The 18,802-nt window shown below is 69.8% G+C and carries 19 protein-coding genes; 9 read left to right on the forward strand and 10 right to left on the reverse strand.

The features are described 5' to 3' along the window. Nucleotides 1-13: 13 nt before the first annotated feature. A complete protein-coding gene (locus ACFVUT_RS13640; protein WP_389647786.1) occupies nucleotides 14-595 on the forward strand; it encodes a Uma2 family endonuclease in 582 nt (193 codons plus the stop codon). An 89-nt stretch (nucleotides 596-684) separates the two neighbouring features. Here ACFVUT_RS13640 and metG read toward each other — a convergent pair whose 3' ends face one another. Further along, nucleotides 685-2,289, reverse strand: coding sequence for a methionine--tRNA ligase (gene metG / locus ACFVUT_RS13645; RefSeq protein WP_389647788.1), 1,605 nt, complete (start codon nucleotides 2,287-2,289; stop codon nucleotides 685-687). Between the two features lie 159 nt (nucleotides 2,290-2,448). Between metG and ACFVUT_RS13650 the strand changes: the two genes are divergently transcribed. Both ACFVUT_RS13650 and ACFVUT_RS13655 read left to right on the forward strand, forming a co-directional pair. After that, on the forward strand, nucleotides 2,449-3,102 hold the full coding sequence (locus ACFVUT_RS13650) for a response regulator transcription factor (RefSeq protein WP_382217330.1): 654 nt from the start codon (nucleotides 2,449-2,451) through the stop codon (nucleotides 3,100-3,102). Nucleotides 3,103-3,191: 89 nt separating this feature from the next. After that, nucleotides 3,192-4,364: a sensor histidine kinase gene (locus ACFVUT_RS13655; protein ID WP_389648562.1), complete on the forward strand. Its 1,173-nt coding sequence runs from the start codon at nucleotides 3,192-3,194 to the stop codon at nucleotides 4,362-4,364. Here the strand turns inward: ACFVUT_RS13655 and ACFVUT_RS13660 are convergent. Continuing rightward, complete coding sequence (locus tag ACFVUT_RS13660) at nucleotides 4,298-6,049, reverse strand: VWA domain-containing protein (protein WP_389647790.1); 1,752 nt, start codon at nucleotides 6,047-6,049, stop codon at nucleotides 4,298-4,300. The two genes, ACFVUT_RS13655 and ACFVUT_RS13660, sit on opposite strands and share 67 nt — an antisense overlap. Nucleotides 6,050-6,533: 484 nt before the next feature. Between ACFVUT_RS13660 and ACFVUT_RS13665 the strand changes: the two genes are divergently transcribed. Both ACFVUT_RS13665 and ACFVUT_RS13670 read left to right on the forward strand, forming a co-directional pair. Further along, nucleotides 6,534-8,045, forward strand: a complete 1,512-nt coding sequence (locus tag ACFVUT_RS13665; RefSeq protein ID WP_389647792.1) for a hypothetical protein — start codon at nucleotides 6,534-6,536, stop codon at nucleotides 8,043-8,045. 113 nt (nucleotides 8,046-8,158) lie between these two features. Continuing rightward, nucleotides 8,159-8,560, forward strand: coding sequence for an RNA-binding S4 domain-containing protein (locus tag ACFVUT_RS13670; RefSeq protein WP_389647795.1), 402 nt, complete (start codon nucleotides 8,159-8,161; stop codon nucleotides 8,558-8,560). A 111-nt stretch (nucleotides 8,561-8,671) separates the two neighbouring features. On the opposite strand, the gene ACFVUT_RS13675 is transcribed toward ACFVUT_RS13670, so the two are convergent. From ACFVUT_RS13675 to ACFVUT_RS13685, 3 genes are all read right to left on the reverse strand, one after another. Beyond that, nucleotides 8,672-8,923 (reverse strand): DUF2630 family protein, encoded by a 252-nt coding sequence (locus ACFVUT_RS13675; protein WP_389647797.1) that lies wholly within the window; start codon nucleotides 8,921-8,923, stop codon nucleotides 8,672-8,674. Nucleotides 8,924-8,976: 53 nt separating this feature from the next. After that, nucleotides 8,977-10,023, reverse strand: coding sequence for an NADP-dependent oxidoreductase (locus tag ACFVUT_RS13680; protein ID WP_389647800.1), 1,047 nt, complete (start codon nucleotides 10,021-10,023; stop codon nucleotides 8,977-8,979). A 124-nt stretch (nucleotides 10,024-10,147) separates the two neighbouring features. Continuing rightward, nucleotides 10,148-11,062: a hypothetical protein gene (locus ACFVUT_RS13685; RefSeq protein WP_389647804.1), complete on the reverse strand. Its 915-nt coding sequence runs from the start codon at nucleotides 11,060-11,062 to the stop codon at nucleotides 10,148-10,150. A 119-nt stretch (nucleotides 11,063-11,181) separates the two neighbouring features. Here ACFVUT_RS13685 and ACFVUT_RS13690 point away from each other — a divergent pair, with 119 nt between their 5' ends. Continuing rightward, on the forward strand, nucleotides 11,182-11,595 hold the full coding sequence (locus ACFVUT_RS13690; RefSeq protein ID WP_389647807.1) for a hypothetical protein: 414 nt from the start codon (nucleotides 11,182-11,184) through the stop codon (nucleotides 11,593-11,595). A 165-nt stretch (nucleotides 11,596-11,760) separates the two neighbouring features. Here the strand turns inward: ACFVUT_RS13690 and ACFVUT_RS13695 are convergent, their stop codons facing one another. From ACFVUT_RS13695 to ACFVUT_RS13705, 3 genes are all read right to left on the reverse strand, one after another. Beyond that, nucleotides 11,761-12,183 (reverse strand): universal stress protein, encoded by a 423-nt coding sequence (locus tag ACFVUT_RS13695; RefSeq protein ID WP_365689484.1) that lies wholly within the window; start codon nucleotides 12,181-12,183, stop codon nucleotides 11,761-11,763. A gap of 153 nt (nucleotides 12,184-12,336) precedes the next feature. After that, a complete protein-coding gene (locus tag ACFVUT_RS13700; protein WP_389648565.1) occupies nucleotides 12,337-12,990 on the reverse strand; it encodes an FMN reductase in 654 nt (217 codons plus the stop codon). 41 nt (nucleotides 12,991-13,031) lie between these two features. Continuing rightward, nucleotides 13,032-14,120: an LLM class flavin-dependent oxidoreductase gene (locus ACFVUT_RS13705; protein WP_389647811.1), complete on the reverse strand. Its 1,089-nt coding sequence runs from the start codon at nucleotides 14,118-14,120 to the stop codon at nucleotides 13,032-13,034. Nucleotides 14,121-14,288: 168 nt separating this feature from the next. Here ACFVUT_RS13705 and ACFVUT_RS13710 point away from each other — a divergent pair, with 168 nt between their 5' ends. The 3 genes from ACFVUT_RS13710 to ACFVUT_RS13720 all read left to right on the forward strand — a co-directional run bounded on the left by ACFVUT_RS13710 (nucleotide 14,289) and on the right by ACFVUT_RS13720 (nucleotide 17,306). Next, nucleotides 14,289-14,435 (forward strand): DUF6126 family protein, encoded by a 147-nt coding sequence (locus tag ACFVUT_RS13710; protein ID WP_389648567.1) that lies wholly within the window; start codon nucleotides 14,289-14,291, stop codon nucleotides 14,433-14,435. Nucleotide 14,436: 1 nt separating this feature from the next. Further along, entirely contained in the window at nucleotides 14,437-16,068 is a 1,632-nt protein-coding gene (locus ACFVUT_RS13715; RefSeq protein WP_389647814.1) for a hypothetical protein, read from the forward strand. A 98-nt stretch (nucleotides 16,069-16,166) separates the two neighbouring features. Beyond that, nucleotides 16,167-17,306: a Fic family protein gene (locus ACFVUT_RS13720; RefSeq protein WP_389647817.1), complete on the forward strand. Its 1,140-nt coding sequence runs from the start codon at nucleotides 16,167-16,169 to the stop codon at nucleotides 17,304-17,306. Between the two features lie 118 nt (nucleotides 17,307-17,424). Here the strand turns inward: ACFVUT_RS13720 and ACFVUT_RS13725 are convergent, their stop codons facing one another. Next, a complete protein-coding gene (locus tag ACFVUT_RS13725; protein WP_389647820.1) occupies nucleotides 17,425-17,634 on the reverse strand; it encodes a DUF397 domain-containing protein in 210 nt (69 codons plus the stop codon). A gap of 15 nt (nucleotides 17,635-17,649) precedes the next feature. Further along, a complete protein-coding gene (locus tag ACFVUT_RS13730) occupies nucleotides 17,650-18,513 on the reverse strand; it encodes a helix-turn-helix domain-containing protein (RefSeq protein ID WP_389647823.1) in 864 nt (287 codons plus the stop codon). Nucleotides 18,514-18,802: the final 289 nt, after the last annotated feature.

An 18,802-nucleotide genomic window follows, 5' to 3' on the forward strand; every position in this document is an offset into this window, starting at 1 on the left:
TCAGGAGGCAGTGATGATTGTGGTTGAGGAGAGTGTGCTGACCCAGGAGGTCTTCGAGGACCTCGCCCGTCACGCCATACGCGCCGAAGAAGCACTGCGTCTGGAGTTCGTGAACGGAAAACTGGGGGTCAAGGCTGTGCCGGACGGGGATCACGGGCGGATCATCGCCTGGCTGACGCAGATGTGCATGCAGTCGGGCCCGGGCAACTGGCTCTTCGCCGAACAGGGACTGCGTATCGAGACGTATCGCAAGGGCAACGCGCGCCCGGACGGTGCCTTCGTTCCGCTCGAAACCTTCGTCGGTCAGGGTGAGTGGGCCAGTCCCGACGGGGTTCTGATGGTCGTCGAGGTCACCTCGTACGACGAGGACACCGACCGCCGGGTCCGTGTCGAGAAGCCGCGCGCGTACGCCGAGACCGGCATCCCCGTCTACCTGCTCATCGACCGCGACACGTGCGAGGTCAAGGTGCACGCGCAGCCCGATGGCGTGCGCTACGAGCTGGTGGTGACGGTGCCGTACGGGAAGACCGTCGAACTGCCCGACCCGGTGGGCATCGAACTGGACACCGAGCCGCTGAAGAACTGGGTCCGCTGACCCGAAGGCGGCAGAGCATGGCGAAGGGCCGGAACCCGCGAGAGCTTGGGTTCCGGCCCTTCACCGTGTGTCGTGCGTGTGCCCGTCGGTCAGGCCGGCTTCTCCTCCAGACGGGGGAACAGCACCGCGCCCTTCGTGACCGTCGCACCCACGGGGAGCAGGCCCCAGGTGCCCGCGTCCTGGACGCGCTGGCCGGACAGGGCGCCCAGGAACGCCTCGGCGCCGAGGGAGTCCCACAGCTTCTGCGAGGTCTCCGGCATCACGGCGTTCAGCAGGACCGCGACACCGCGCAGCGACTCGGCCGCCGTGTAGAGGATCGTCGCGAGGCGGGCCTGGCCCTCGGGGGACGTGTCCTTGGCGACCTTCCAGGGCTCCTGCTCCGTGATGTAGCCGTTGACCTGCTTCACGAAGTCGAAGATCGCCAGGATGCCGGCCTGGAAGTCCAGCTCTTCGCCGATCTTCAGGTCGGCCGTGGCGACGGCCTTCGCCAGTCCTTCCTGGACCGCCTTCTCGGCGTCACCCGGGGCGGTGGCCTCCGGGAGCGCTCCGCCGAAGTACTTGCCGACCATGGCGGCGACGCGCGAGGCGAGGTTGCCGTAGTCGTTGGCGAGCTCGGAGGTGTAGCGGGCGGAGAAGTCCTCCCAGGAGAACGAGCCGTCGCTGCCGAACGCGATGGCGCGCAGGAAGTACCAGCGGTACGCGTCCACGCCGAAGTGCGAGGTCAGGTCCTGCGGCTTGATGCCCGTCAGGTTCGACTTCGACATCTTCTCGCCGCCGACCATCAGCCAGCCGTTGGCCGCGACCCGGCCCGGCAGCGGCAGGCCCTGCGCCATCAGCATCGCGGGCCAGATCACCGCGTGGAAGCGGAGGATGTCCTTGCCGACCAGGTGGACGTCGGCGGGGAAGGTCGCGTCGAACTTCTCCTGGTTGGCGCCGTAGCCGACCGCCGTGGCGTAGTTCAGCAGGGCGTCGACCCACACGTAGATGACGTGCTTCTCGTCCCACGGCACCGGGACGCCCCAGTCGAAGGTCGAGCGGGAGATGGAGAGGTCCTGGAGTCCCTGCTTGACGAAGTTCACGACCTCGTTGCGGGCGGACTCGGGCTGGATGAAGCCCGGGTTGTTCGCGTAGAACTCCATCAGCTTCGGCCCGTAGGCGCTCAGCTTGAAGAAGTAGTTCTCCTCCTTGAGGATCTCCACCGGTTTCTTGTGGACCGCGCACAGCTTGGCGCCGTCCTCGCCCTCGATGAGGTCACCGGGAAGCTTGTACTCCTCGCAGCCCACGCAGTACGGGCCCTCGTACCCGCCCTTGTAGATCTCGCCCTTGTCGTACAGGTCCTGCACGAACTCCTGCACCCGGTCGGTGTGCCGCTTCTCCGTCGTACGGATGAAGTCGTCGTTCGCGATGTCCAGGTGCTCCCAGAGGGGCTTCCATGCCTCCTCGACGAGCTTGTCGCACCACTCCTGCGGGGTGACGTCGTTCGCCTCGGCAGTGCGCATGATCTTCTGACCGTGCTCGTCCGTGCCGGTGAGGTACCACACCTTCTCGCCGCGCTGGCGGTGCCAGCGCGTGAGCACGTCGCCTGCGACGGTCGTGTAGGCGTGGCCCAGGTGAGGAGCGTCGTTGACGTAGTAGATGGGGGTCGAGACGTAGAACGCCTTCGCCCCCTGCTTCTCGGATCCAGTGGCCGCCATGGTCGAAATCCTAACGGCCCGCGGGAGATCAACTCACATCGATAATGCCTGGCCCGGACGCGGGAGCGGGGCGGAGACCTTTGCGAAACATGGGTTCCCGTAGCAAAGACGCATCCTGGGAGGGAGTGGACGCGCATGCACGAGGCAGGGGACATCACGATGCGGGTACTGGTCGCCGAGGACGAGGAGATCCTGGCGGAGCTGGTCGCCACCGGGTTGCGACGGGCGGGATTCGCCGTCGACACGGTGTACAGCGGCGACGCCGCTCTCGCGTACCTGGGGCTGCACGACTACGACGTCGTCGTCCTCGACCGCGACCTGCCACGCGTGCACGGCGACGACGTGGCGCGGAGGCTGGTCGCCTCCGGCTCCCGGACCAGGATCCTGATGCTCACCGCCGCGGGTTCCATGGAGGACCGGGTCGCCGGGCTCGATCTCGGCGCCGACGACTATCTGGGCAAGCCGTTCGAGTTCCCCGAGCTGGTGTCGCGCGTACGGGCGCTGCGGCGGCGCAGCGCCCGCCCCGTACCGCCGCAGCTGGAGCGGCACGGCATCCGGCTCGACACCGTACGGCGCACGGCTTCCCGGGAGGGGCGGGAGCTGGACCTCTCGCCGAAGGAGTTCTCGGTGCTGCAACTGCTGCTGGAGGCCGACGGCGGGACCGTCAGCGCCGAGGAACTGCTGGAGCGGGCCTGGGACGCCAACGCCGATCCGTTCACCGGGGCCGTCCGCGTCTGCATGAGCAAGTTGCGCGGGAAGCTCGGCGAGCCGGCCCTGATCCGTACGGTGCAGGGCGTGGGGTACGCCCTGTGAAGCGCGCCGCGCGCGTTCCGGGTGTCCTGCGCGTCCTCCGGATTCCGCGCATCCCTCGTGTTCCGCACGTCCAGCACTCCACGATCCGGATGCGGATCGCCCTGGTGTACGGCGGTGTGTTCCTGGTGCTCGGGACGGCGCTGCTCGCCACCGTCAACCTCGCCTCGCGCGCGGGTACGGACTCCCAGGCGCGTGCCATCGCCCGCACGGCGGCGGTCGCCCAGCCCGGATACGCGGTGAACGGCCCTCTCGTCACCCGGCGCAGGCTGGGGCCGCCCTCGGTCTACGACCTCACCGACCACGTCAGCGACGCGGCCGGTCATCAGTTGCTGGTGTGGTCGGTGGCCGCGCTGCTCGTCATGACGGCCTGCGCGGTCGGTGTGGGGTGGTGGACCGCGGGGCGGTTCCTGCGGCCCGTCCACGCCATGACCGCGAAGGCGCGGCGGCTGTCCGAGCACAATCTGCACGAACGGATCGCGTCCAGCGGTCACGACGACGAACTGAAGGAGCTCGGCGACACGATCGACGCGCTGCTGGCCCGGCTGGAGAAGGCGTTCGACAGTCAGCGCCGGTTCATCGCCAACGCCTCCCACGAGCTGCGGACACCGCTCGCCACCCAGCGGGCCGCGATCCAGATCGGCCTGGACGACCCGTCCCAGGAGGATCTTGAGCGGACCCGCCAGACGCTCCTGGACAACAACCGGCGCAGCGAGCGGCTCATCGAGGGGCTGCTGGTCCTGGCGCGCAGCGAGCGCGGGCTCGCGGCGGGTGAACGGGAAGCGGTGGATCTGGCGCAGGTGGTGGCCGAGGAGGCGGCCCGGCACCCGGGTGTGAAGGTCGACGCCGGGCCGTGCGCGGTACGGGGGAACCGGCTGCTGCTCGCCCAACTGGTGGCGAATCTGCTGGCCAACGCCGTCACGTACAACGTCCCCGGTGGGAGGGTCGACGTGTCCCTGGTGACGGCCGGGGACGGGGGGCTGCTGGAGGTGCGCAACACCGGGCCCGTGGTGGACGCCGGGGACATCCCCGGGCTGTTCGAGCCGTTCCGGCGGGGTGAGGGCCGGGACCGGATGGGGCGGGGCTCGGGCCTCGGCCTGTCGATCGTGCGCTCCATCGCGGTGGCGCACGCCGGTACGGTCACGGCGGTGCCGGGCCCCGAGGGCGGCCTCGCCGTGACCGTACGACTGCCGGTGGATCAGTCCTCGGCCGCCGCTTCGCGGGCCGTGACCCAGGCGGGGAGGGCGGCGAGGACCTCGCGGTAGAACGTGTTGTCCGGCACCTCGCGCGGGGCGGGGCCCGCGTGGAAGAACCCGGCGTTCGGGACGTCCAGCTTCCGCAGGAAGTCGAAGCCCTTCGCGTCCTCGTCGCCGAACGCGACGAACTGGAAGAACAGCGGCAGCCGTGCCGCCTCGGCCAGTGCCTGCTTGGCGGGCTGCTTGGCGTCCGGCGGGCCGTCCGTCTGGAAGATCACCAGGGCCGGGCCGGTCGCTTCCGACTTCTCGTAGTGCGCGACGACCTCTTCGACGGCGCGGTGGTAGTTCGTACGGCCGAGGCGGCCCAGGCCCGCGTTCAGCTCGTCGATCCGGCCTTCGTGGGCGGTGAGGCCGACCGTGCCGGTGCCGTCGATGTCGGTCGAGAAGAAGACGACGGGGACGGTGGCGTTCTCGTCCAGGTGCGCGGCGAGGGCCAGGGTGCGGTCGCCCAGGTGCTGGGCACTGCCGTCCTTGTAGAACGGCCGCATGGAACCGGAGCGGTCGAGGACCAGGTAGACGGTGGCGCGCAGTCCGGTCAGCCCGTGCGCCCTCAGCCCGGCCTCGGCGGCCTTGTACGCGTCGACGAGCGCGGGCGCATCGGACGTGACCCGGGCGAGGGGCACGGCGGGCTTGGGCGCGGGGCCTTCCGCGTCCGCGTCCGGGACCGTGGACGCGGCCGGGACCGCGGCCGGGGCCGGGGTCTCGGCGGGTGCGGGCGTGGGCTCGGCGGGCGCCTCGGCCTCGGCCTTGGCGGGCTCGGTGGGGGCGAGGGGCTCGGGGGCCGACTCGGTCGCGGGTGTGACCTCGGCGGCGGGTGCGGGCTCCGGGTCGGCCTCAGCCTTGACGGGCTCGGGCCCGAGTTCGGGCTCGGCGGGTGTGGTGTCGGCCTCCGCGACGGGGGTGGCCTCGGGCTCCGCCTCTGCCTCGGGCTCCGCCACCACCTCGGTGGGCTCGGACTCGGGCTCGGCCTCGGGCTCGACGAGGGTGGGTGCGGTCTCCGGTGCGGCTTCGGCGACGGGTGCAGGCTCGGCCTCGGGCGTGGCCTTCGCCTCGGGCTCGGCGGAAGCCTCGGCCTCGGCCTCGGGCGCGGACTCCTGCTCCGGAGCGGCCGGTTCGTCCTCGACCTTGTCAGCCTCCGCGTCCTTCACCTCCGCGTCCTCGGCGGTCTTCGCCTCCGCGACCTCGGCCTTCGGCTCCTCGATCTCGGCTTCGGCTTCCGGCTCCTTGGCCTTGGCCTCGGCTTCGGCCTTCGGCTCCTCGACCTTGGCCTCGGCTTCGGCCTTCGGCTCCTCGACCTTGACCTCGGCCTTCGGCTCCTCGACCTTGGCTTCGACCTCAACCTCGGTCTCCGGCTCCGCAGGCTTCGGCTTCGCCGCCGAACCCTGTGCCGGGACCTTGGGGAGGGACGCCTTGTCGAAGGCCGCCGCCACGAGGTCCGACGCCAGCCCGCTGTCCCCGGTCGCGGACCGGGGAGAGGCGGGGGCCGGCACCGATGCCTTGGCGGACGGGGCGGTTTCGTGCACCGGGGAGGTCTCCACGGCCGGCTCGTTCTCCGAGACCGTGACCGTGACCGACTCCGCCTCCACGGATGCACTGCGTTCGGTCTGGGGCGGGACTGTGGCCGCCGGAGTCGGAGCGTCCTGCTCCGCATGGTCGCGGCCGAACACCTTGCGCAGCAAGCTCCGAATCCCCATGGGCGAGGCCTTTCGCGTGAGTTGGGTGCGATAAATGTCCGACCTGTGGGAATTCATCCCTGGCCAGGGCGGATACGTAAGGTTAGCGGCCGGATCAGGCCATCTGGTGGCGCGGCCCGCCCGTGGGGCAACTGAGCCGCAACCGAGCCCTGATCGAGTCCTGTGTGCATGGTGTGTGGGCCTGATGTGCGTCGTTCACATGTGCCCACCGGGTTCTGAGTCGCCTTGTTAGCGTGTGCGGCCGGCGGGGCTGACAGGTGATCAAGCCCGCCCTGTCCAGGTGTCCGCATGCGTTGTCAAGAAGGGCCCTCACATGGGGAAACGATCACGCACCATACGGCTTGCCACCTGTGCCGCGGCGGCAGGGATGATGCTTTCCGGCCTTGCCCCCGCGGCGGGAGCCTCCGCCGCCGCGGCGGACGCCGTGCCGTCCGTGTCCACTGCGGCACCGGCTGCGGACGATCCCGTACCCGGTCACGAGAGTATGCCGGACGACGGTTTCGACGACGAACCCGAGGGTGAGCAGGACGACTTCGCCGGAACCGGAGCGGCGACGGCCGCTCCACGGGCCGCGATCCCCGCCGCTCCCGTCCCCGGCCGGTCCGCCGACTTCCGGCTGGCGGCGGGCTCCGATCTCTCCGGACTCGTCACCGCACTCGACGACGCGCTGCCCAAGCAGGGCCTCACCGCGTTGATGGAGCAGGCCAATCGGCGTGCCACCTGGGAGGGTGCCTGCGGAAACGACGGTATCTACGGATCCGACCTGGCCGTCAATCACCGCGTCTGCTGGAAGAGCGACGACGCCACCTCCTCGGAATGGGTACCGCAGGCCATCACCGGGGTCTCGGACGCGCAGGAGGACGAGGACTGGGGAACGTCGAACTCCGATCCGATCGCCGTGGCCGGATATGACGCGGAGAATCCGGGCCGCAGCGACTACGCCGCGGGTCGCGACAACTGCGTCCAGGCATCCGTCTCGGACGCCTGCAACGAAAAAGGCATCCGCGTCACCTTCTTCAACCAGGCCACCCAGATGTACCGCCACGTCCTGCTGGTCTGGCCGTACATCAACTCCAAGGACCACATCTCCTTCGATGCTCTGCATGCGCGCGAGGGCTCGTGTGCGAGCGTCGTGACGTCGTCCTGCGCGGCGCAGAACGGCATTCACGCCGGTGGCATGGTCTGGTACGGCAACTACCTGTACGTCGCCGACACCGCCAATGGCCTGCGGGTGTTCGACCTGCGCAAGATCATGGACCTCAACCCGGACAACGACGCCGACGTCAACGACCCGACGCCGGACGGCCTGGTCAGCGATGTCCTGGACAAGAAGCGGGTCGGCCGGCAGAGCAACGTCTGGTACAGCTACGGCTACCGCTACGTCATGCCGCAGGTCGCCACCCTGAAGTTCACCACAGCGAAGAACGGCGGGACCACCAGCGGGAACCAGTGTTACGCCACCGGGCGCCCCAAGGCCTCCTACATCTCGCTGGACCGCACCGGTACCGACCACTTGGTTCTGGGTGAGTACTGCAACACCAACAACGGCGGCACCAGCCCCGGTCGCGTCGGTACGTATCCGATGACCGCGCTGACGACCGCGGTCGAGGGCGCGGCCGGCACCGTCGCGGACGCCGACCTCGCCTATGGCCTGCCGACCGGCGCCACCTTCGGCAACGAGGCGCTCTGGCACAAGATCCAGGGCGTCGTGCGGTACGAGGGCGCGTGGTACTTCCACCGCAGCAACGGCTTCGACAACGGCCGACTGCTCCAGGCCACTCCGGGGACGGTCGACGGAACCACCCAGCTCGTCGGCAATGCCAAGACCCTGGAGTCGTCGTTCGGGCCCGAGGACCTTTACCTCGCGCACGGGCGCGGTGACGGGTTCGCACCACAGCTCTGGTCGCTGAGCGAGCACGCACCGAGCATGTGCGGGGCGTGCAAGCGGGAGGTGTACAGCTACAACATGGGCGAAGTGATCAGCGACTTCGGCTGATCCGTCCCGAACTGCCCCGGACCACACCGAACCGTCTCGATCCGCCCCCGCTCCGGTCCGATCCGGCCTGAACCGGCCTGAACCGGAGCGCGTGCCGCACTAGAGTCGGTTGCATGGTTTCCGGTGAGGCGCCGCAGGCAGAGGGAAGCGTTCGGGTCGACGTCTGGATCTGGTCGGTCCGGCTGACGAAGACCCGTTCGCAGGCCGCTGCCGCCTGCCGCGCGGGACATGTGAAGGTCGCCGGCGAGCGCGCCAAGCCCGCCCAGGCGTTGCGCGTCGGCGACGAGGTGCGGCTCCGGCACGCGGGCCGGGACCGGATCGTCGTCGTGACGAAGATCGTGAAGAAGCGGGTCGGCCCTCCGGTGGCGGTGGAGTGCTTCGTCGACAACAGCCCGCCTCCGCCTCCGCGCGAGGCCGCGATCCAGGTCCCGGTACGGGACCGGGGCGCGGGACGGCCGACGAAGCGGGACCGGCGGGAGATGGAGCGGCTGCGGGGGTCCGAGCCCACAGGGTGACAGGAGCCGTCCGGCGGCCCGGCGGCCCGGCGGCCTTACGGGGTGAGCCGGAGTCGCCCGGCGGCCGTGCGGGGGACCGGAGTCGCCCGGCGGCTGTCGCCCCGCCGCTGATCAGCCCCGGTAGCCCTCGACCTCATCGGCCGGCCAGACCTTCGCCGCGGACGGGTCCTCGCCGAACTCGCTCAGGGCGCGGCGCTGCCTCAGCAGATCCCAGCACTGGTCGAGCCGGATCTCCACCCTGCGCAGGCGCGACTTCTCGTCCTCGGTGAGGCCGGATTCCGCGGTGGAGCGGTTGCGCAGCTCCCGTTCCTCGGAGATGAGCCCGCCGATGTTGTCGATGATGTCGCGTTCCGGGTCGTCCATGGCGTCTCCTTCGGGATCGGACGTCTCCTTCGGCATCGGTGGACGTGCGGGGCTCAGAGGGCGATGACCGTCTTGCCGCGCGCGCCGCCGGTCCGGTTCCGTTCGAGGGCCTGCGGTGCCTTCTCCAGCGGGAGTTCGATGTCGATGGGCACACGCAGCACGCCCTCGGCGGCGCCCGCGGCCAGGACGTCGAGCAGCACCGGGGTGGGTTCGAGCCGGAAGTCGATCCCGGTGACGCCCGCCGGCAACGCTGCCCCGGTGGCGACGCCCCGCGTGGTGAGGGCGATGCCGCCGCCGCGTACCAGCGCGGCGCGGGCGGCGAAGTCCTCCGGGGTCGTGGAGACCAGGTCGACGAGTGCGTCGACGCCGTCCGGGCAGGTTTCCCGCACCGCCGCTTCGAGGGGGCGGTCCGTGGTGTCGATCGTGACGGTGGCGCCGAGGGCCGTCATGCGCGTGTGCTCGTCGCCGCGCACGGCCGCGAGCACGCGTACGTCGCGGGCCGACGCGAGCTGGGTCAGACAGCTGCCGACGCCGCCCGCCGCACCGATGACGAGCAGGCTCTCGTGGCCGCGGAGCACCGCGATCTCCAGGATCTGGGCGGCGGCCATCCCGGCGGAGGGCAGTGCCGCCGCGGTACGGAGGGGGAGGCCGTGCGGGACGAGCGTGATGGCGGAGTCCTGCGGTACGGACACGTAATCGCAGTACGTACCGTTACCGACCGCGGGCCCGGCCACCCGGCCGAATACCTGGTCGCCGACCCGGAACCGGTTCGCGCCGCTGCCGATCATGTCCACCCGGCCCGCGAAGTCCACACCGACGACCAGAGGGAACGCCTGCGGGACGGTTCCGTTGTCCTGGGAGTCCTGGGAGTCCTGGGAGTCCTGGGAGTCCTGGGAGTTCTGGGAGTTCTGGGAGCCCTGGGAGCCCTGGGAGCCCTGGGAGTCCTGGGAGCTCCGGGAGCTCTGGGCGGCCTGCCAGTCGCACGGGTTGAGTGCGGCGTACTCGACCCTGACCCGTACCTCACCGGCCTCCGGCTCGGGCTTGGGTATCTCGACCAGTGCGGGATCGCTCCCGAACGCGCTGACGGCTATGGCTCGCATGTGGATGACCTCTCAGTCGTCCCCGATCCGACAGTCACGACAACCACTCTTCACCGGCCCGCTCGCCGCCGCACGTCGAATCCGGTCCGTCACGGTTACTGCCCGTCGCCGCACGTCGAATCCGTTACGGCTGCTGCTCGTGCTGCTCGCCGCTGTGCGTCCCGCCCACTCTGCGTTCCGCCCACAGCCGCCCGAGCACCGCGCCCAGCGCCACCGCGAGCCCCACGGCGAACACGACCCACGCCGTCGTGCGCAGGGAAGCCGTGAGCGCGTCGTACACCGCCGCCGCACCGCCCTTCTCGCCGTCCGCCACCCCGGACAGCACCCGGTTGCGAGCGAGAGCGATCAGCGCGCGCAGCACGAGCGCCCCCAGCGCGAAACCGAACCCGGTCACCGCGGTGGCCGACAGCGCGGCGAGCGCGGAGCGCCTGCGCCCCGGCCTCCCGCGCAGCCAGGCCACGAGCACCGTCAGGACGGCGAACACGACCGTGCCCACGGCGGGCCAGATGCTGCCGTAGCGCAGCAGGCGGAAGCTCTGGCGCAACTGGTCGGCGCGGTCGGCGGAGATGATCGTGATGTCGGTGTGCTGGATGGGGATCGAGGAGGCGAACGGCACCCCGTTCCGTTCCAGGTTCTTCTTGACCTGCTCCGTCACCGGCGCCAGGTCGATGGTCACGGCCTTGCCGGTGTTGCCGTGCAGCGCGGCGGTGACGGCTGTGTGGGCGGTGCGGTTGGCGGAGTTCCATGCCTCCTGGAAGGCGTCGGTGGTGGTGAAGGACATCACCGCCTCGTGCAGGAAGTCCCGCACGGTGTCCTGGAGCGGACCGGCGTCGATCTGCTTCATCGCCTCGTCGGTGATGAGGTCGCCGACGGTGCTTCGCACCTCGGGGTCGGAGGCGAGCGGGGCCACCGCCGCGACGTAGCGGTCCGTGTTGTCGATCTCCAGATCCACCCAGGCGCAGAGTGCGCTCAGCGGGACGAGCACGGCGAGCAGTACCAGCACCACCACTGTCAGAGCCGTCGAGAGATTCGTCCGCATCTGTCAAGGGAATCCCGTACGGCGGCGGCACGCCCCGGGCACTGAGCCATCCGAGTTGCCGGGCGGCGCGGCCGGGTGTGCTCTGGAGGGAAAAGGGGCGACGGAAGGAGCACTCCGCCATGGCCACTCACGCAGCGATGCCGACCCGCCGACGGGCCGGGACAGGGACGCGTCGGCGCAGCCGGGGCAGTGCGCACGGCTGGGGCGTACCCGCCACGCTGGGCGCGGCGTACGGCCTCTACGCGTCGTTCATCCTCCGCAACCACGGCGCGAGCGGTGGCCGTCAGTTCTGGTACGGCCTGATCACCGCGGTGGTGCTCGCTGTCCTGTGCTTCGCGCTGGGGCGGATCCAGCACACCCTGCTGCCCCTGGTGCGGGGGGTGGCGTACGGCGCGCTGACGGCGGCGGCGATCGGCCTGCTGGTCGGGCTGACCGGTTCGAGCGTGCTGCGGTCCTCGGCGTTGGGGCTGGCGGTCGGCCTCGGGATGTTCATCACGACGTTCTATCTCTTCTACACGCACGAGCGGACGTGAGCGCGCCTCCCGGCGCACCCGGGACATGAGGACGGCATACGGCATGAGGCATGAGGACGGGCCCGCGCTCGGCGCGGGCCCGTCCTCATGCCGGTCGGTCATGCCGGTCGGTCATGCGGTCATGCGGTCATGCCGGTCATCCCGTCGACCTGTACGCGGTCGTGCTCAGTCGCGTACGACCGTCACCGGGCACGGCGCGTGCTGGGTGACGTGGAGGCTGACCGAGCCCAGCAGGGTCGCCTTGAAGCCGCTGTAGCCGCGCGCCCCGACGACCAGCAGGTTCGCGCCCTTGGCGCGTTCCAGCAGGGACTGGGCCGGGTTGCCGATCACCACGATCTTGCTGACCGCGGCCGCGCCCTCGGCTCCCAGGGCCTCCTCCAGCGTCTCGGTGAGGGCCACGGTCGCGACGGCCTGCGGGTCGAAGTCCTCCGGCATGCCCGGCATCATCGACGCCCAACTGGTCGCGGGGTACTCCCAGCTGTTCACGGCCTCCACCGTGTCACCGGTCAGTTCCGCCTGGCGTACGGCCCAGTGCAGCGCCTTGACCGACGAATCGGAGCCGTCAACGCCCACCACGATCCTGCCCATCTCTGCCTCCAGCTCGATTCCGCTCAGTGTGCAGAGGCGTCGTGCGGGACTCCTGCGGGAGAACGCCGCACGACGCGTCTTTCGGTCCAACTCTAGTCAAACCGGACAGGGCTTCGAGGGATAGGGCCTCCCGGCCCGTGGCCGGGGGGCCGGTCAGTCCAGCCGGAGGTCGGCGAGCTGCTGTTCGAACGGCACGACCTCGTCGTCGAGCCCGAGGGTCTTCCGCGCCCCGGAGACCGCCCGGCCGCCCGCGATCATGGCCGCGAGCTCGCTGCCCGCACGCCGGATGCGGGACGGCAGGCCGTCGGTGTACTCGTCGCCGGACGAGCCCCAGTCCTCCGACGCCGCGTACACGGAGGTCGGTACGACGGTGGCCCGCAGGTAGGCGAAGAGCGGACGCATCGCGTGTTCCAGGACCAGCGAGTGGCGGGCGGTCCCGCCCGTCGCCGCGATGACGACGGGTTTGCCGGTCAGCGCCGTGTTGTCGATCAGGTCGAAGAACGACTTGAACAGTCCGCTGTACGAGGCGGTGAAGACGGGTGAGACGGCGATCAGTCCGTCCGCCTGCGTCACCTCCTTGATCGCCTCGTCCAGCGCGCCGGGCGGGAACCCGGTGACCAGGTGGTTGGCGATGTCGACCGCCAGGTCGCGCAGGTCGATCACCCGCACCTCGACCGTGCGGTCCTGCTCGGCCATCAGGCGTTCGCGGGCGGCACCGGCCAGCCGCTCGGCCAGCAGCCGGGTCGACGACGGACTGCTGAGCCCGGCCGATACGGCGACGATCCTCAGGGGCTCGGTGGCGAACACACCGGACGTGGCGGACGTGGCGGACGTGACGGACACGGTGGTCAGGCCTCCTTCGTGGCGGTGCGGGCGGCGACGGCCGGGTGCACGGGGGCGGACTCGGGGACTCCGGCCGGCCGCAGGTTGGCGAACTCCTTGCGCAGCACCGGCACGACTTCCTCGCCGAGGATGTCGAGCTGCTCCAGGACGGTCTTGAGCGGGAGTCCCGCGTGATCCATCAGGAACAGCTGGCGCTGGTAGTCACCGACGACATCCCGGAAGGTCAGGGTCCGCTCGATGACCTCCTGCGGGGAGCCGACGGTCAGCGGGGTCTGCCGGGTGAAGTCCTCCAGCGAGGGCCCGTGCCCGTAGACCGGGGCGTTGTCGAAGTACGGGCGGAACTCCCGTATCGCGTCCTGCGAGTTCTTCCGCATGAACACCTGCCCGCCGAGGCCGACGATGGCCTGCTCCGCGGTGCCGTGCCCGTAGTGCGCGTACCGGCGGCGGTAGAGGTCCACCATCTTCTTCGTGTGCTCCATGGGCCAGAAGATGTTGTTGTGGAAGAAGCCGTCGCCGTAGTACGCGGCCTGCTCGGCGATCTCCGGGGAGCGGATCGAGCCGTGCCAGACGAACGGCGGGACGCCGTCCAGCGGGCGCGGGGTCGCGGTGAACGACTGCAACGGCGTACGGAACTTGCCCTCCCAGTCGACGACCTCCTCACGCCACAGCCGGTGCAGCAGGGCGTAGTTCTCGATGGCGAGCGGAATGCCCTGGCGGATGTCCTTGCCGAACCAGGGGTAGACCGGGCCGGTGTTGCCGCGCCCCATCATCAGGTCGACGCGGCCGTCCGCGAGGTGCTGGAGCGTCGCGTAGTCCTCGGCGATCTTCACCGGGTCGTTGGTGGTGATCAGCGTCGTGGACGTGGACAGGATGATGCGGTCGGTGCGGGCGGCGATGTAGCCGAGCGTGGTCGTCGGGGACGACGGGACGAACGGCGGGTTGTGGTGCTCGCCGGTCGCGAAGACGTCCAGGCCGACCTCCTCCGCCTTCTGCGCGATGGCGAGGGTGGCCTTGATCCGCTCGTGCTCGCTCGGTGTCCTGCCGGTCGTCGGATCGGTGGTCACGTCACCGACAGTGAAGATCCCGAACTCCATGGCGCCCGCCTCCAGAACTGTTCTTGTTGAACATTGAACTATGTGAACACACCCTACAACGGAGCACCCCCCTGACCTATTCCGAGGAGGAGGCGCGGGGCCGTGCGTACCCTGGACCGGGTGCGGAGGCCATGGACGGCCTCCGGTGTGCGGGAAGGCAAGGGCTCGGTGAGCGAGAGCGGCGGTGGCGGCGGGAGCGAGCGCTGGAAGGAGCGCGGCGTGGCGCTGCGCGTCTTCGTGTACGTCTTCGCGACGCACCTCTTCGCCGGCTTCGTCTGGATCCTCTTCTACGTGGGCGAGCACGCCAAGAAGTGACGTGAGCGGGGCGGGGGTGGGCGGCATGGACGGCGTGGACGGCTTGGACGGTGTGGGCGGCGTGGATGGCACGGCACCGGCACGCCTGGATGCGGCGCTCACGGCGGACAGCGTGCACGAAGCGCTCTTCGCGCTCGTAGAGAAGCCGCCGTACGGCCTGGCCGCTGCTGTCGAGGACCGGTACGGATGGGCGTCGAAGGACGAGCGACGTCACCTCTCCTGGCTGCTCCGGGGCCTCGGCGAACAGGCCGATCCGGTGCTCCTGCGCCTGCTGGGCACGAGCCGCGGCGACGACGCGGAGGACCTGCTCGGCAAGGCCGTGCAGCGACGGCTGCGGCTCCCCGCCGCCGAACTGCGCAGACTGTCGGCGGAGCTCGGCCCGGCGGGTCCTCTCGTGGACGCCCTCGGTCTGTCGGAGGACCTCGGCTTCGCGCCGTTCCTCGGAGGGCTGCTGGACCACGAGCACCTGCGCGGGCGCGCGGCCCTGGCGCTGGGCCGGATCGGCGCACGGGAATGGACGGTTCCGATCGCGGAGCGTCTGGGCGGGCTGACGGGGCTGGAGCACGCCGCCCTCGTCGCGGCCCTGAAGCTGATGGGTGATCCCGCGGCGATACCCCACCTCCTGCGGGAGCTGGCGGAGGGGCAGGGTCCGGCGGGCGATGTGCACGACGCGCTGGTCGCGCTGACGGGGCAGGACCCGCTGCTGCCGCCGACGCCCCCGAGCGGTGACTACGGCGCGTTCCTGTACCGGGTCTGGTCGGAGCACCGGTCGAGAGGGCGGCGCACCCCGTCGGTCGGTCCCCTCGTGCCCGGCTCCCCGCGCCGGGCGCGATTCACGGTCGAGGACGGCCGGGGCCGCATCCGGATCGACTACGACCCGCCCGTACCGGGCTCCTCCTGGCCCCGCTGGGGCAAGTCCCTCCGGATCGACGGGGAGCCGGTCTACCACGTCGGTTCCGACTGCGGTACGTGCGAGACGACGATGCACCTCCTCGGCTGGCCTCCCCGTGCGGCCCGGCGGGGTGCGGACGGTCTGCGCACCGCACTGGCCGACGTGGCCGACCTGGGCGCCGGCGCATTCGACGCGGCCGTCCCCCTCATCGAGGAGTTCCCGGCCGGTCACTACCGGGCCCACCTGCTCGACCTCGACCTGGAGCGGGTGACCGACCCGGCGGCATCCTGGTGGGCCCGGCGCCACGAACTGCGCCGGGACGACGCGTACGGCGGGGATGCCGAGCCGTACGGCGGGGACGGCCTCGACGACTGGCCGGGCACCGACCACTTCCAGCTGCGCGACCGCATCCCCGGCGAGACCCCGACGTACGGTGCGCTGCTCCCGTGCCAGCCGCTGGACGCGCTCGACGCGGACACGGTGGCCCGGTACACCTCGGCGATCGCGGCAGGCCGCCGCCCCGCCGCCCTGGCCCTGGCCTGGGTGGAGGACATCTGGGTCGAGGCCGAGTACCCCGAGCGCTTCCTGGTCGCCGCGGTCCTGGACGGCCACCACAAGCTCGCCGCCTACGCGACGGCCGGCATACCCGCGAGGGTCGTGCTCCTGGCGCGGGCGGAGGACAACTGCGGCCCGGAGGAGGGGTGGAGCGCGGCGTACGGAGAGGTGATCGGGCAGTTGTAGGGGCGGTGGCGGTGGCGGTGGCGGTGGCGGTGGCGGTCGCTGGGCCGGCTGCGGTCGGCACCCCTGCCTGAATGATAGAAGCTTGGTATCATTGCGTCATGCTGTACGAGAGGCCCCGCCTGGACTCGCTCGACCTTCGGGTCCTGGAACAGGTCGATGCGATGCGCGACCGGCTGCGATATGCGGTGCAGCAGGCCCCAATGAAATGGACACTCGATCTGCGAAAGGCGCTGACGGCCAGCGCCATCGCGGCGTCGAACACCATCGAGGGGTACCAGGTCGCCGCCGCGGATGTCGCCGACCTCATGGACGGTGAGCGCGAGGTCGAGACCAGCGACGAGAACAAAGCGGAGACGCTGGCTTACCAGCAGGCCATGACATACATCCAGTCGCTCCACGACGTCGCCGACTTCCGGTACAGCAAGGAACTCCTCAACGGCCTCCACTGGATGCTCCAGGGGCATCACCACCCGCGCAAGATCGCCGGCCAGTGGCGCAGGACGGCCATCCGTATCACCGCCCCCGGCGACGAGCTCGCCACCGATTACGAAGGCCCGGACAGGGACCTGCTGCCCGGACTCATGAGTGAACTCGTGGACTGGCTCAACGAGGGCGATCTCGACAGCCATGTCCTGATCCGTGCCGCGATGGCTCACCTGAACCTGGTGAAGATCCACCCCTGGTCCGACGGCAACGGTCGCATGTCCCGTTCCCTCCAGACGCTGCTGATCGCCCGAGGCGGAGTCCTTGCTCCCGAGTTCTCCTCGATCGAGGAATGGCTGGGTATGCCGGGCAACACCTGGGAGTACTACAAGGTGCTGCGCGAGGTCGGAGGCCCCGTCTGGTCGCCGGAGCGGGACACGCTGCCCTGGATCAAGTTCAACCTGCTCGCCCATCACCAGCAGACTCAGCGGGTGCAATACCGTGTGGACCGGTCCAACGACTGCTGGACGCAACTCACGCAGGAGGCCGACGCGTTCGGGATCACCGAACGACAGGTGACAGCCCTCCATGAGGTGGCGATGGCCGGCCGGGTGCGCCGCTCCCGCTACGAGAAGGCGGAAGCGATCAACACCCAGCAGGCGACCCGTGATCTCCAGGCGCTGACCAAGGCCCAGTTGCTCACCGCCGTGGGCCGGACGAAGGGGCGCCACTACGTCGCCGGCCCTCGGTTCCCGGAGCGGGTGCTGACCACCGCGCGACGGCACCACACGATCAGTAACCCGTACGCCGTGTAGCGGCGGCGTCCCCTTGTTCCGTCCCGCTCTGCCGCGGCAAGCGGCTTGGCGCGGTGACCGCACTCGTCATCGACGGCCTGCCTCCGCGTACAGGCTTGCTCCACCGGGCTGTTGAGCGTCAGGCGCCGGTGGAAAGGGCTCCGGTTTTCGCTACGGCCACGAACGCCGACCAGGCGCAGGTGCTGAAGAGGATCAGGGGCCCTTGAACGTTCTTGCTGTCCCGTACAGGCATGACGTTCGGCAGGCCGTCGCCCACCTCAAGACACTGTCCGTTGCCGCTGCTGTGGCTGCTCTTCCGCCATGTGAGCTGCGTGCGGTCGTACTGCACTCTCAACACCTGCTCTCAGTCTCTCGCTTCTGCAACTCTAGTCAGCAGATCAGCACTGTCGTTCGGTCCCAGGGCCACGGCCTGAAGGTGCTCGAACATCGACTTGTAACGTCGCATTTCCGCCTCGGACTCCAGGAAGAGATCGCCCGCCGGTGTGTCCACGTAGACCAGCTCCGGGTCTGCGGGATCCGGGAAGTCCATGTGAACGAAGTTGCCCGTCATGCCCGCGTGAGCACCTTGCTCGAACGGAATCACCTGGAACGTGATGTGGGGTTCCTCCATCAGTCGGAGCAGGTGCCCGGCCTGAGCCCGCATCACTTCCCTGCCACCCACCACGCGTCGCACAGCGGCCTCGTCCACGATGGCCCAGAGCTGAAGCGGGTCTTCCCCGCTGAGCAGTACCTGACGCTCGACGCGCGCTCGGACGCGTTGATCCACCTCTTTGCGACTCGCTGTGGGCAACACGCCTTTGACCACGGCCCGGGCGTAAGCCTCGGTCTGGGCAAGTCCCGGAATGAAGAGGGACTCGTAGTTACGGACGGTACGTGCTTCGCTCTCGAAGCCGATGTAGGCGGTGTACTCCTCGGGCAACTCCGAGTGATACGGACGCAGCCAACCCATGTCGTTGGAGCCACTCTGAACCGCCAGTAGATCTGTGCGGTGCGCCTCGTCCGCTGCGTACAGATCCAGCAGGGCAATCAGAGTCCGCTTCTGCGGCCGGGCACGTGCCTTTTCGATGCGGTAGAGGGTCGCCTCGTTGATCCCCGTCGCCTTGGCCACGTCTTCACGGGTCAGGTCTGCCGTGGCTCGAAGTCGGCCCAGTTCGGCGGCCAGACGCCGGAGCCTCACGGTGGGAGGGCGTTGTCGCTTGTCCGGCACGGTGCGTCCCTTCGCTGCCTGGGTGGTACCCGCGAGTGTGGATGGTCACTGCGTGACACCTCAACTCACTTCGAACGCATGGAAGTAGTACGCAATCCTTGCATTCTTTGTGTGTGCAAGAGCATGCTGGGCGTGCAGTCACCGTCCGTGGTTGAACAAGCACGGTGGGGTGGATGTGGCGGCTTGTGCTGCCTCAGCAGAAAACCCCCGCGACCGTGGCACCGGTCCGGGGGCGTGGCCAACGCTTTCGAAGGGGCGTCAACGTGTTGAACCTTATCGTCCGATTCCT

The sequence above is a fragment of the Streptomyces sp. NPDC058051 genome (genome assembly GCF_042885475.1).
In the GTDB taxonomy this organism is placed as follows: Bacteria; Actinomycetota; Actinomycetes; order Streptomycetales; family Streptomycetaceae; genus Streptomyces.

Excerpts from the sequence above, each read along its gene's own strand:
- ACFVUT_RS13640 (WP_389647786.1), top strand. The coding sequence starts at position 14 with ATGATTGTGGTTGAGGAGAGTGTGCTGACCCAGGAGGTCTTCGAGGAC.
- metG (WP_389647788.1), bottom strand. The coding sequence starts at position 2,289 with ATGGCGGCCACTGGATCCGAGAAGCAGGGGGCGAAGGCGTTCTACGTC.
- ACFVUT_RS13650 (WP_382217330.1), top strand. The coding sequence starts at position 2,449 with ATGCGGGTACTGGTCGCCGAGGACGAGGAGATCCTGGCGGAGCTGGTC.
- ACFVUT_RS13655 (WP_389648562.1), top strand. The coding sequence starts at position 3,192 with ATGCGGATCGCCCTGGTGTACGGCGGTGTGTTCCTGGTGCTCGGGACG.
- ACFVUT_RS13660 (WP_389647790.1), bottom strand. The coding sequence starts at position 6,049 with ATGGGGATTCGGAGCTTGCTGCGCAAGGTGTTCGGCCGCGACCATGCG.
- ACFVUT_RS13665 (WP_389647792.1), top strand. The coding sequence starts at position 6,534 with ATGCCGGACGACGGTTTCGACGACGAACCCGAGGGTGAGCAGGACGAC.
- ACFVUT_RS13670 (WP_389647795.1), top strand. The coding sequence starts at position 8,159 with ATGGTTTCCGGTGAGGCGCCGCAGGCAGAGGGAAGCGTTCGGGTCGAC.
- ACFVUT_RS13675 (WP_389647797.1), bottom strand. The coding sequence starts at position 8,923 with ATGGACGACCCGGAACGCGACATCATCGACAACATCGGCGGGCTCATC.
- ACFVUT_RS13680 (WP_389647800.1), bottom strand. The coding sequence starts at position 10,023 with ATGCGAGCCATAGCCGTCAGCGCGTTCGGGAGCGATCCCGCACTGGTC.
- ACFVUT_RS13685 (WP_389647804.1), bottom strand. The coding sequence starts at position 11,062 with ATGCGGACGAATCTCTCGACGGCTCTGACAGTGGTGGTGCTGGTACTG.
- ACFVUT_RS13690 (WP_389647807.1), top strand. The coding sequence starts at position 11,182 with ATGGCCACTCACGCAGCGATGCCGACCCGCCGACGGGCCGGGACAGGG.
- ACFVUT_RS13695 (WP_365689484.1), bottom strand. The coding sequence starts at position 12,183 with ATGGGCAGGATCGTGGTGGGCGTTGACGGCTCCGATTCGTCGGTCAAG.
- ACFVUT_RS13705 (WP_389647811.1), bottom strand. The coding sequence starts at position 14,120 with ATGGAGTTCGGGATCTTCACTGTCGGTGACGTGACCACCGATCCGACG.
- ACFVUT_RS13720 (WP_389647817.1), top strand. The coding sequence starts at position 16,167 with ATGCTGTACGAGAGGCCCCGCCTGGACTCGCTCGACCTTCGGGTCCTG.